Annotated in this window: 16 protein-coding genes and 1 riboswitch; of the genes, 3 read left to right on the plus strand and 13 right to left on the minus strand. The window is 32.1% G+C overall.

Annotated features, from left to right (window positions below; genetic code table 11):
- Positions 1-12: 12 nt before the first annotated feature.
- Positions 13-270 (minus strand): autorepressor SdpR family transcription factor, encoded by a 258-nt coding sequence (locus KTHG_RS13640; protein WP_126990376.1) that lies wholly within the window; start codon positions 268-270, stop codon positions 13-15.
- Between the two features lie 197 nt (positions 271-467).
- Between KTHG_RS13640 and KTHG_RS22185 the strand changes: the two genes are divergently transcribed.
- From KTHG_RS22185 to KTHG_RS13655, 3 genes are all read left to right on the plus strand, one after another.
- On the plus strand, positions 468-950 hold the full coding sequence (locus tag KTHG_RS22185; RefSeq protein WP_139994344.1) for a DUF1648 domain-containing protein: 483 nt from the start codon (positions 468-470) through the stop codon (positions 948-950).
- Between the two features lie 231 nt (positions 951-1,181).
- Entirely contained in the window at positions 1,182-1,694 is a 513-nt protein-coding gene (locus tag KTHG_RS13650; RefSeq protein WP_139994346.1) for an SH3 domain-containing protein, read from the plus strand.
- A 164-nt stretch (positions 1,695-1,858) separates the two neighbouring features.
- Positions 1,859-2,185 (plus strand): nitrite reductase, encoded by a 327-nt coding sequence (locus KTHG_RS13655; protein WP_139994348.1) that lies wholly within the window; start codon positions 1,859-1,861, stop codon positions 2,183-2,185.
- 38 nt (positions 2,186-2,223) lie between these two features.
- Here the strand turns inward: KTHG_RS13655 and KTHG_RS13660 are convergent, their stop codons facing one another.
- The 12 genes from KTHG_RS13660 to KTHG_RS13715 form a co-directional block, all read right to left on the minus strand.
- Entirely contained in the window at positions 2,224-2,691 is a 468-nt protein-coding gene (locus KTHG_RS13660; RefSeq protein WP_370362782.1) for a GNAT family N-acetyltransferase, read from the minus strand.
- A gap of 533 nt (positions 2,692-3,224) precedes the next feature.
- Positions 3,225-3,755, minus strand: coding sequence for a GNAT family N-acetyltransferase (locus KTHG_RS13665; RefSeq protein ID WP_010304494.1), 531 nt, complete (start codon positions 3,753-3,755; stop codon positions 3,225-3,227).
- 114 nt (positions 3,756-3,869) lie between these two features.
- Positions 3,870-4,727: a hypothetical protein gene (locus KTHG_RS13670; protein WP_139994350.1), complete on the minus strand. Its 858-nt coding sequence runs from the start codon at positions 4,725-4,727 to the stop codon at positions 3,870-3,872.
- A gap of 318 nt (positions 4,728-5,045) precedes the next feature.
- Positions 5,046-5,453 (minus strand): HIT family protein, encoded by a 408-nt coding sequence (locus KTHG_RS13675; RefSeq protein WP_139994352.1) that lies wholly within the window; start codon positions 5,451-5,453, stop codon positions 5,046-5,048.
- A 141-nt stretch (positions 5,454-5,594) separates the two neighbouring features.
- Positions 5,595-6,098, minus strand: a complete 504-nt coding sequence (locus KTHG_RS13680) for a GNAT family N-acetyltransferase (protein WP_139994354.1) — start codon at positions 6,096-6,098, stop codon at positions 5,595-5,597.
- Positions 6,099-6,374: 276 nt separating this feature from the next.
- Positions 6,375-7,214, minus strand: coding sequence for a hypothetical protein (locus KTHG_RS13685; protein ID WP_139994356.1), 840 nt, complete (start codon positions 7,212-7,214; stop codon positions 6,375-6,377).
- A gap of 107 nt (positions 7,215-7,321) precedes the next feature.
- A complete protein-coding gene (locus KTHG_RS13690) occupies positions 7,322-7,717 on the minus strand; it encodes an HIT family protein (RefSeq protein WP_139994358.1) in 396 nt (131 codons plus the stop codon).
- A gap of 199 nt (positions 7,718-7,916) precedes the next feature.
- Positions 7,917-8,603: a hypothetical protein gene (locus tag KTHG_RS13695; protein ID WP_139994360.1), complete on the minus strand. Its 687-nt coding sequence runs from the start codon at positions 8,601-8,603 to the stop codon at positions 7,917-7,919.
- A 107-nt stretch (positions 8,604-8,710) separates the two neighbouring features.
- Positions 8,711-8,983 (minus strand): HU family DNA-binding protein, encoded by a 273-nt coding sequence (locus tag KTHG_RS13700; RefSeq protein WP_126989116.1) that lies wholly within the window; start codon positions 8,981-8,983, stop codon positions 8,711-8,713.
- Between the two features lie 85 nt (positions 8,984-9,068).
- A complete protein-coding gene (queE, locus tag KTHG_RS13705) occupies positions 9,069-9,785 on the minus strand; it encodes a 7-carboxy-7-deazaguanine synthase QueE (RefSeq protein ID WP_139994361.1) in 717 nt (238 codons plus the stop codon).
- Positions 9,778-10,209, minus strand: a complete 432-nt coding sequence (gene queD, locus KTHG_RS13710) for a 6-carboxytetrahydropterin synthase QueD (protein WP_139994363.1) — start codon at positions 10,207-10,209, stop codon at positions 9,778-9,780. Before queD ends, queE begins: the two co-directional genes overlap by 8 nt.
- An 89-nt stretch (positions 10,210-10,298) precedes the next feature.
- Positions 10,299-10,347, minus strand: a riboswitch (PreQ1 riboswitch).
- A gap of 64 nt (positions 10,348-10,411) precedes the next feature.
- Positions 10,412-10,981, minus strand: coding sequence for a hypothetical protein (locus KTHG_RS13715; RefSeq protein WP_139994365.1), 570 nt, complete (start codon positions 10,979-10,981; stop codon positions 10,412-10,414).
- Positions 10,982-11,129: the final 148 nt, after the last annotated feature.

Here is an 11,129-nt window from a genome sequence, read left to right on the forward strand (position 1 = left end):
TTCTGTCTTTCCTCACTGTTTTAGTTTTAATATCCAGCTATAAATATCTTGAAGAACGGTTGTATTTAACGAGTAATAAATGAATTGTCCCTTTTTCTCTTGTGTTATTAACCCTGCTGTTTTCAATATTGTTAAATGATGTGAAATACTTGGCTTACTAATTGAAAAATAATCAGCAATTTCACCAGCTGTTAAATCTTTTTCTTTCAGTCTATCAAGTATTTCCCTCCTTGTTGGGTCTGCTAGAGCTTTAAATACATCGTTGCTCATTTTGTCACCACACTTATTTAGTTATTTAGGTAATCATCTAAATACAGTTTAAAATAAAATACAATAAATGTAAATAATGGAATAAATAAAAAATACCAAATCGACGTTTTTGAAACTTATTTTGTATGTTTATTACAATTAATAATGAACATACTAATGTTATAATGGATAATAATGTGAAATGGAGGTGTTGATAATTGGCAATCAGTAAATACAGGTTAACTTTTTTATTACTAGCAATAATCGTTTTTGGCTATCATTTTTTTAATTTAATTTCACTTTGGTCTACGATACCATCAAAAATTGCAATTCATTTTACAAATGATACGCCAGATCAATGGGGATCTAAATATGTACTATTCATCTTACTATTTTTGAGTTTTCTTATATGGTATTTCATGAACTTACTTATTAAATATCTTATTAAATCCCCTCACAAGATGAATTATATAAATTTAACAGAAGCAAATAAAACGACTCAATTTGTACGCTCTCAAAAAATGGTGATACTACTTCAATTCTGTATCTTTATCTGCCTAATCTTCGCAAATGAAGCACTTTTAAATTATTCAGCTGACCTTAATCATACAATAGCTTTTTCAATATCACTTACATTTTTAGGTCTGTGTGTCATCCTTCCTTTCTATAATCTATTTTGGGCAGCAAGATTGAACTATTAAACTAAGTAAATAAGCGTAACTTCCTCTGTAAATTGGTGAGTAGCACTATATGCCATTGAGTAAATTATTTTGAATATCCAAATAATACTTACTTAATGTGCGCAACTAAATTAAATAAATATATATTTCGAAACATGAAATTTATATAAAAATAGTAATATATTAACTATAATTCTAATATATGAGTGTTATACTGTATTATGAACGAAATTTGAAGGGATGCGTTATTATATGAAACATATTGGAAAATTAACTATGGCAGCTGTTGTTGCAGCTTCTACTCTTTCTGCTACAAGTGCTCAGGCAGCAGTATCTACTACTACAAAATACGCTGTTTTTGAAGATTTAACAGGAAACTTAAATATTCGTGCAAGTGCGAGCACGAAATCTAAAGTAGTTGGAAAATATGCATTTAATGCCAAAGTAAAAGTTATTAAAAGCTACAACAAAAATTGGTATCAAGTCCTTTATAAAGGTAAAAAACGTTATGTAAGCAAACAATATGTAGCGAAGTTACCAGCTGTAATTGCTCTGGGTTCAGCTAATACAAGCAAAGGTGTAAATTTAAACGTGCGTGCTTCTAAAAGCTCGAAATCAAAAATCATTGGTACGTATAAAAACAATCAAGATGTTCAAATCAGCTATGCTGGTTATAACTCTCCTTGGTACCAAGTCGTATACAAAGGAAAAGTAGGTTATGTTCATTCAGATTATATTGATAATATCCGTGAACTTTTATCTTAATTAATTGAATATATAAGCAAAAAAAGCAGACCAATCAGGCTGCTTTTTTTGTTTCCTCAATTTTTAATATCAATTGTTCAAGTGCTTTTGATTTATGCTCATCATTTGCCTCACTCACAATTTTTTAAAAATAATTAATAATCTTTTCTTAAAGGAGGAGTTTGATGGAAAAACTCGGCAATTGTATAATTGTATTTTTAGGTGTTGTAGTTACTTTAAGTTTAAGTCTACTATCAAGCGTAAATCTTAGTGGGAGTAGCGAATTAAATACTCAAAAGATAGATAAAAATATAGAAAAGTTAAAAGATTATTCTTGGTTTAATGACTTATATGAAAATGAAAAACATCATCGTTCATTTTTTGTAAGCTTAAAAATTAGAAAGTATTTAGCAAGTTCTTGGCGTGTATCTAAATTAATTCGAAGTGAAAAAGCGCAAGTAAAGTTTATTGTTATGTTAGAAGAACTGGCTCGACTGCGAAATAAAGAATGACAATGCCTTATTCAAAAATGTTATTTGAAATGTATTATTTAAATTATTTTCTTTAATTCTAATTCATCGTTTAATGGGATCCCCTCATTGCCTATTAAAGGGATGGATGCTTTTATTTTCCGAGCTTCATTTACAGCGTCAGGAATAATAGAGGTAATCCTGTAACCTCTTTTTTGATAAAATCTTAAAGCATGTAGATTATCATTTGTAGTTACTAAACGTACGATATTTATTTGTTTTTGCTTCGCTACATTTTCGACCTTTTCAATTAGAGCTGTACCAATACCTTTCCCCTCTAAAATACTATCTAATGAAATGATTTCAATCTCATTATCTTTGATAACATATGTAATTAGACCAGCAATCTGGTCATTTTCTTCAAAAATAAATCCATCTAAGTTTTCACACGTATAGATACCTGTTGAAATAACCATTTCAGAACTTCCCCAATGTTCATTGAAAAATGCTATTACTTTATCTTTATTGTCACTATTTATCTGTTCTATCAAGTGAATCACCCTGTTTCCACTAAATTCCGTTACTCAACAAATATACATATTTTAACTATTTTAATCAAAAGAAAAATTGGACACAGAACGCTGCTTGGAAACAAAACATTTTCAATTTTATAATTATCGATGATACTTTTTCTTGCATACTTTCATGAATTATCATATTAACTACAAAAGCCACGAATCATTATTGAATCAATGATTCACGGCTTTTTCAATACTTCCTAACTTTGATTTGGGAATGTTTAGTAAGTTTTTGTATACGTTATAAATATTTAATCAATTGATTATAACCAATTATTCACATAAGCAGCTAGCCCAACAATCGCACCCACTGTGGCACCAAAAAATACAAAATATCTCGTTTTTATTTCGGTGATGTTCCATTTGGTATTTGTAGTATTCATCAAAAATCCCTCCTACTTTTTATGATAATTATAAATTACCATAAAAAGGATTGGACTTATATAACTCCAAAGTGGCATTTGGGGACGTTATTAATTTTATTAATGTATGAATATGTACGTTTAAGATTTAGTTTTCCATTCACTTTCTAGAATTCCCATCTCTATTAGATTCCAATATTCATTGCCATTTTTTCTAGCATCTCTAAGTAAACCTTCTTTTTTGAAACCAACTTTTTCATAGCATTTAATAGCAGCAGTATTGAAATCAAATACACCTAGCGTCACTTTATGTAAGTTAAGCTCTTCAAATGCAAATGTTAAGGCAGCTAACATTAATTGCGTACCATAGCCATTTCCTCTACTTTCCAATTGTCCAATTAATACTTTTCCAATTCTTGCAGATTCGTTCATTCGGTCAACATTTCCAAGAGAAATATGTCCAATCACTTCATTAGTCGATTCGTCTACGGCTTTAAATATATATTTTGAAGCATTATCTGTATTAGCATCCTTCAGATAATTTTCAAGTTGCTCTAAAGTTAATGGATATGTAAACGCAGGTCCTCCCCATTGTAATGCAAAGGATGAATCCGGTATCCAGTTAATAAGTTGCTGAAAATCAGCTTGCGAAAATGGTTCTAATTTCAACATAATAATATACTCCTTCTTAATAGTGGGATATTAACATTATACATAAAGCTGAGCGAATATTTAGTTTTTTAAAATATAGTTACCAACGCGATGTTTGGGAACATTCGAGGTAAATTAACTATTTTTTAAAATATAAGAGTACCAGCCTATTTTTGATTTTAAATCCAATAAATCTGCAAATTGCCAAGCGTTGTAGTCTGTTGTATCAACTTCGAACTCTACGCTCGTAATACCTTTATTTTGTAAGCCAATAAGCATTTTCTTTAAGATTGGCAGCAAATTCACATTCCCTTGTTGACCGACCCAACCAATTTCATACTGTTCTTCATCAATGGGATGGACGAATATATAAGCAGTAACACGATTATTTTCTATTGCAATACAACTCAATTCTAAATCGGAATTGTCCTCTAATAATTTTTCTTTCCAAATGAGCCAATCTTCTACTTGTGCAGGATTATGTAAATGTGTTTGCTCATAGCTATATTTTAAAAGTTTAAATAATTGTTCCTCTAAAGAAGGTTGTGTTAATACTTGTTTGAGTGACAGTAATGTTAGAGGTACTGTTAGATCATTCAATTTTTCTAATAAAATGCTAATCTCATATTTCTCCATATATGTTTTTCGGAAAAGTTGGAATGGAAACTGCTGCAAAAGCTTTATTTTTTCTGAATCATTTTCCCAGCATGAAAAAATGATTCGATCATAAGGTGCTTGAACAATAAGCATTTTCTTCAAAATTTCCTGTGTAGCATTACTGGAGAAGTAAATATATTTAGCAAGCGGATGGTTTGGATTCCCCCAACATACACCAATACTTTTTATTGTTTGCCCTTCAATCTCGGCTATTAAATCGTGATAATGATTAAATTCAATACGCCAGTACACGTCTTTTAACGATTCTTTTATCTGTTCATCTATCTTATCTTCATTCAGATTCTTAATTTTTATGATGCTAGAACTGTTATACATTATTGTCTCCTTTAAGCGTGTCCCAATAGATTATTGGTAAGTGAATTTAATTCAATCTCTCATTAGTATTTTTTACAATATCATACATAAAAATAATTTTATGATGTAGTTAAGTTCCCAGTCAACTGTTTTGGAACCAAAATATCTCCAATTCGGTAAATACCGATAACACTTTTTCTTGCGTACTTTCATGAATCATAATGTTAACTAGAAAATCCACGAACCATTGATTTAACAATGATTTGTGGATTTTCTTGATGTTCCCAAACTTTGATTTGGAAACGTTATTTTGAATTAGACTTGTATAGTTATCTGGTGTTATTTAATAGTTTTTCTATTGTTTTTGTCATCCTTAAACATAAATCTTATGCCTTTACCTACAAGTGGTTCATCTTCATATCTTGGTAAAATGTGAAAATGAGCGTGAGGTATATGTTGCCCTGCTTTTTCACCACAGTTCCAACCCAAATTGTAGCCTTGTGGTTGATAGTGATTATCTATATATTTTTTTACATCTTGAAGAAGAGAGTATGTAGCATTCCATTCTTCCAAAGTTAAATCAAAGGTTGTTTCTCTATGTATTTTAGGTACAATTATGCCTGCTCCTTCAAGAGGAATACCCTTTTGTCGAGCTTGCTCTAATTGCAAAAACATACAATGTTCGTTACTTAAAATCACTGTTTGCGTTGGTTCTAAATCTAGATTACATAATGGACAGTTATTCATATTAGACTATTTCTCCTCCTAAGAATCTTCTTCCTCTATTTGTAATCGCATCTTAAAAATTACAAAAGTGTCATTTGGGGACGTTATTTAAAATAATGTTTTATAACATATTCAAATCACAATTAAATTCTATCCAATGATTTATTTTAAAAATAAAACCATATGTTCTTCATCCCAATACTTACCATTCAATTTCAAAGCTTTTTCTTCTAATCCATACCTAGTGAATCCTAATGTAGTGTACAAATTTTTTGCTACAATATTATTTGATACGACTGTTAAATGAAGCTGTTCAAGTTTTAATAATATTGCATTATCTATAAGATGCAGCATTAATGATTTCCCAATTTTTAAACCTCGATGCTTTTGAGAAACAAACATTGCTAAAATGTTAGCTTTATGTCTAATTTTTGATGGAGTTTCAAGTTGTAACGTGACAACACCGACTAATTCATCATTAACAAATGCTCCATATGTAAAGCGATTAATAATTTGCATTGTTTCAGCGTATTTTTGAATTGGATTTTCTAATTTTAATTCTTCTTCAATAGTCATTAAAAAAGATTCTGGACTTTGTTTTAGAGACTCTAATCTTAATGCCCAATAAGCCTCTGCATCAGCTACTGATAATTTTCGAATATGCATCTAAGCACTTCCTTAATTAAATTTTTGAAAATAAAATCTAATTTTATCAATATTCAGTATTTATTTCAAATGGGCCCCAAAGCGACGTTTGGTAAACAAAATTTCGCCAATTCCGTAAGTGCCGATAACACTTTTTCTTAGGTACTTTCATGAATCACAATGTTAAATAGAAAAGCCACGAATCAATGATTTAACAATGGTTCGTAGCTTTTTTAAATTGTCCCAAACTTACATTTGGGAACGTTATTTTGTATGGAATTGAATAATAATCAAACGCTATAAGATATTATGTATTAAATTCATCATTCGCTCTTTAAAATCAACATGTCCCCAATATGACATTACATTTTCAATACCTTCCTCGTTCGCTAAATGATGAACTAAGATATAAGCAATATAATAACCAATTCGACTGTATCCAAATGTTTGACCGCCATTTATTGAAAACCATTCTTTAAACATTTCTGCTGATGTTTTTTGTACTAAGTCTTGTTCAAAGGCAGTTAAAATACCTGCTTTATTTTCTTCGCAAAATGTAAGCCATTCTCGGTCACGTTTAAAGGCAAAATAAATATCTTTATCAACGTTTACTATTAGTGTTGATAAATATGTTGCTATTCCTTCTTGTAAGAGCCATGTGTAAGGACTATTCCAATCTATATCTTTCGCTTCGATGCCATTCAAGGTAGTGAATAAATGGTGCGCTGCATGTCCAAATTCATGTGCAACAATTACATGAAGTCCATCTTCCGCTGGCTCAAATTTATCGACACAAAAAGCAATATGAGGATCCATAGAACGATACGTATAGGCATTTGAACCACCTAAGCCAACAAATATATACGTATCTTTTGTAAATTTTATTGGAAAGCGTTTTTCATATTCCTCTGTAATCTGTGGGATTAACGTTATAAACTTTTGTGTAACCCACTTCATTTGTTGAATCATTTTGGGATGGGCAATTAAAGCATTTTCAAGCTTCATTTCTTTATTAAAACAGTGATTTCCAAAATAATAATTGTAGATATCAGGATGTTCATTAAAATAATTTTCGTAGTAATCTTTTGAAGGTTTATATAAATTTAGAAATGGACTTGCTATATCGTAAATTTGCATAAAATTTCTCCTATCAAATTTTGTTATTATTAATTTCTACAAACTTTTATAAGACCCCTTTAAAGTCCCCAAAGTGTCATTTGGGAACATTCAACGGAATATCTATATTAAATTGCTAAAGCATTTAACTTCACTTTAAGTTCTTGAAGTGAGAGTTTATGCTCTTTTACAATTTGATTATCCCAAAAATTATCATCAATATATCTTGGGATTAAGTGAACGTGAAAATGTGTTCCTTCATCCATAATCGGACCATTATTTTGAATAACACTTACACTTGTTATTGAAAAATGGTTTTCCAATATTTCAATTATAGATTTTTCTAAGTCCATCAATTCAATAAATTGGGGTATATTTATTTCTCTTAAATCCATAATGTGACTTTTAGAGATAATGAGTAAATGACCTAATTGAACTGGGTCTATATCAAAAACAACTTTAAAACTTTTGGATTCTACAAGTATTTGTTCATCTGTAATTTCACTACAAAATATACAACTCATAATAACACCTCTCTTTGACTATTAAATTCACATAATGTTAAATTATACCATCAAATAATATTCCCAAAGCGCTGTTTGGGAAACAAAATATCGCCAATTCCGTAAGTGCCGATAACACCCCTTTACATAAATTGCTCATACAATTTAAATACAAAAAGGCAGCTTAATCAGCTGTTTTTTTGCATCTAGCTATACTTGCCTAGTCTCCTAAATCGTATTTTAATTTTGAATGATAATAATCTAAATCAAAATCAAGGTTTATTAATTTGTCTAAGTCATAACTTTTTTGTTTATAAATTTCTTTCATAAATTGTAAGAAAATATAACGACAAGCATATAGCTCACTTACACCATATGTATCTTCTCGTAACTCAACATACTCAATTTCATCACCTAAAGAGTCATGTGTAATGGCTTCGAACTCTAAATTTGTATGCCACATGAAATCTAAAAAGCCTTGTAAAACGGCTTCTTTATACGCAGTTAATGAAAAAGTGGCTACTACTTGTTTTTTATAATGAAATTCCACGGTTTTTTTACGATAGAAAAATTGTATAGTAAAATCAGAAAAAACCTCCTCATTTTCATAGGGAAGACTCCAATTAGACTTTTCTATGTGATCTAAATTATTTGTCAATAAACTTTTTATTAATGTGTACCAAAACGAATATAATTCACTAACATCTGAATTGAAAAGAAGTGGTTCACCATCTACAAAGAACACTACTTTTCCTGAAGGATATCCTCCAGAACGTCCAAATTCATAATTAAATACATCTAAATCGTCCAAATTTGTCATTTCAATATAACCTGGATACGTTTGATTTTTGTCTAGCTCTTCTTTTTCAGGTGGAATAGTAATATACGATTTAATTTCTAAGTTCATCTCAGCGCCTCCAGGATATAAAAATACAAAAACCCTCTGAAAAATTCAGAGGGTTTTCACCAAACATATAAAATGCCTGAGCCCTTAATATGTAAGGGTTTTTCAAATTATTTTACTGCGTCTTTTAAGCCTTTACCTGGTTTGAAAGCAGGTACTTTGCTTGCTGGGATTTGAATATCTTTACCAGTTTGAGGGTTGCGACCTGTACGAGCTGCACGATCACGTACTTCAAATGTACCGAAGCCGATTAGTGATAATTTATCACCTTTCGCAAGGGCGTTTTGGATTGTTTCAAATACTGCATCCACCGCTTTACCTGCATCTTTTTTTGATAACTCAGTTGCTTCTGCTACTTGATTGACTAATTCAGTTTTGTTCATTCGAAAAACCTCCTAATTGACTATTCTTTATCCATCATACAGATTTGTGGACTATATTTCAAATAATAACCTAAAAATGGAAAGGTTAAACCCCTCTTTTATTTGCCCATACGAGTGCATGGAGCTGTGGCAGGGGTTTTGCGTTATTCATCGATGGAGTAGCAATGACTTTTTGCCATAACCATTCGAGCTTTTCTAACAGTCTTTCAGCTATCGAGCCCGCTTCGCTTGAATTATCATTCCCTACGGATAAATATAATTCACTTGGTTTGTAGCGCGCATTTACTACCTCTGCATAGTCAAAATCTGCTTCATCAAAAACAACTACTTTTAGAGAATATTTTGGCAGACGATCAATAATTGAATCGAGTACCACCCAATCGGTTCTCATTGTTGAGCTAGGTGGCTTTGGAGAAATCGTTAAATCATCTACGTCTAAAAACCAATCTTGCCAGCGTGATCCTTGCGTTTCTAATCCTACTTCTACACCAGCTGCATGTGCATACGTAATCAACTCCGCAATTGGCTCATTATAGAGTGCCGGGTTTCCTCCAGTAATCGTAATATGATTGAAATTTCGTATACCTTCTATTGTTCCAATCTCCATTAATTTTGACCAAATCATTTCGCCTGTCATTAATTGCCCTCGTTCGCTGCCATCCCACGTAAAGGCAGAATCACACCAAGCGCAGGAATAATCACAGCCTCCCGTACGTACAAACATTGTTTTACGTCCTGTAACAATGCCTTCACCTTGAATCGTCGGGCCAAAAATCTCCATTACCGGTACCTTTTTAGCCATGATTTTCACCCTTTTTTGGACGATACAATACATAGGACGTCGGCGTTTCACGTACGAGAATTTGCAGACAGCTTGGCTGATTCGGCACTGTTTTTAAATAGTTCTCGATTCGTTGCCAAATGACTTGTGCAATCACTTCTGTTGTAGGGAAATTCATTCCTGAAAACTCTTCTAAATCATTTAATATACGATGATCATAACGTTTATGCACGAGCTCCTTTAGTTTTTGAAAATTGACTAAAAATCCTGTGTCATCAAGTGTATCTCCAGCAATGGTAATATTGACAACATATGTGTGGCCATGCATATGGGCGCATTTCCCTGCCTGTTCATCTGGAATAAAGTGTGCTGCTGAAAAATTCATATCCTTGTTTAATTCGTATGAATAATCATGCTGTGGATGTGGATAATATTGCATAAGCATCTAATCACGAACCTTTCTTTTTTTGATGGTGCAACTAAAAACGGCCATAAAAAAAGCCGCACCCTATGCGGATACGGACAGATCGTCATATTCCCATAGTTTTTTATAGAGGGTTGTTTTGCTATGAACCTCTTTTTTTACAGTATGTGTTAGTTGCGAGCCAAGTATAGCATATATTTCTGTTCGTTACTATGCATCATCGTTATTTTTGCCATTGTGAGCGACTAATTAATTCATTTTGGAAGCGTTCTATCTCTGCTGGTGAGATTACGACCATCTGAAGAATCACTGGCTGAAACCCTTCTGCTAAAAATGCTGGCTCCTGTTCAGGATGCATCACATAGCGTGTTAAATACTGTGGTACCGTTTCACCATATTTGTCAGCGAGTTCTTTTACAAATTCAAGCTGGTCAAATGCTTCCTCATGCACCGCAAAAATCGCAATGGCCTGTCGATTCGTTGAAAAGAAATCGCGGCGTGTATTTGATCTCGTTGGAAACATAAGAAAAATCCCTGCATAAGGCACGTGAGCTACTTTCAAACGGCCCTTCACTATTAAATGCGTCTTATCTAATATGTATTTTGTCGACGCCAGCATATACCAGACAAAAAATGCGATAACGAAAAAGCCAATCACTAATAATACAATGCGTCCTGTGTTTGAGAGCTGCTCTTCATATAAAGCAGGAAGTGTCACGATGACGACAAAGCAAAATACAATGAAAAAGGTCAAAAATAACGTCCATTTTCCGAGCTTTGGTTGAAAAACCATGTTGTTATCACCTCGCTAAAGTATTCCCTAAGTTTTTAAATATATGCTTATGAGGTTTGGAAATAAAAAAATGACTGGAACAAAACATGTCATTTTCCTTTTTTAGCGTTCACAACGAAAAACCGGAACCGCATTCCAGCGCGATTCC

The sequence above is a fragment of the Kurthia sp. Dielmo genome, assembly GCF_000307285.2.
Taxonomy (GTDB): Bacteria; Bacillota; Bacilli; order Bacillales_A; family Planococcaceae; genus Kurthia; species Kurthia populi.

Excerpts from the sequence above, each read along its gene's own strand:
- KTHG_RS13640 (WP_126990376.1), bottom strand. The coding sequence starts at position 270 with ATGAGCAACGATGTATTTAAAGCTCTAGCAGACCCAACAAGGAGGGAA.
- KTHG_RS13650 (WP_139994346.1), top strand. The coding sequence starts at position 1,182 with ATGAAACATATTGGAAAATTAACTATGGCAGCTGTTGTTGCAGCTTCT.
- KTHG_RS13655 (WP_139994348.1), top strand. The coding sequence starts at position 1,859 with ATGGAAAAACTCGGCAATTGTATAATTGTATTTTTAGGTGTTGTAGTT.
- KTHG_RS13665 (WP_010304494.1), bottom strand. The coding sequence starts at position 3,755 with ATGTTGAAATTAGAACCATTTTCGCAAGCTGATTTTCAGCAACTTATT.
- KTHG_RS13670 (WP_139994350.1), bottom strand. The coding sequence starts at position 4,727 with ATGTATAACAGTTCTAGCATCATAAAAATTAAGAATCTGAATGAAGAT.
- KTHG_RS13675 (WP_139994352.1), bottom strand. The coding sequence starts at position 5,453 with ATGAATAACTGTCCATTATGTAATCTAGATTTAGAACCAACGCAAACA.
- KTHG_RS13680 (WP_139994354.1), bottom strand. The coding sequence starts at position 6,098 with ATGCATATTCGAAAATTATCAGTAGCTGATGCAGAGGCTTATTGGGCA.
- KTHG_RS13685 (WP_139994356.1), bottom strand. The coding sequence starts at position 7,214 with ATGCAAATTTACGATATAGCAAGTCCATTTCTAAATTTATATAAACCT.
- KTHG_RS13690 (WP_139994358.1), bottom strand. The coding sequence starts at position 7,717 with ATGAGTTGTATATTTTGTAGTGAAATTACAGATGAACAAATACTTGTA.
- KTHG_RS13695 (WP_139994360.1), bottom strand. The coding sequence starts at position 8,603 with ATGAACTTAGAAATTAAATCGTATATTACTATTCCACCTGAAAAAGAA.
- KTHG_RS13700 (WP_126989116.1), bottom strand. The coding sequence starts at position 8,983 with ATGAACAAAACTGAATTAGTCAATCAAGTAGCAGAAGCAACTGAGTTA.
- queE (WP_139994361.1), bottom strand. The coding sequence starts at position 9,785 with ATGGCTAAAAAGGTACCGGTAATGGAGATTTTTGGCCCGACGATTCAA.
- queD (WP_139994363.1), bottom strand. The coding sequence starts at position 10,209 with ATGCTTATGCAATATTATCCACATCCACAGCATGATTATTCATACGAA.
- KTHG_RS13715 (WP_139994365.1), bottom strand. The coding sequence starts at position 10,981 with ATGGTTTTTCAACCAAAGCTCGGAAAATGGACGTTATTTTTGACCTTT.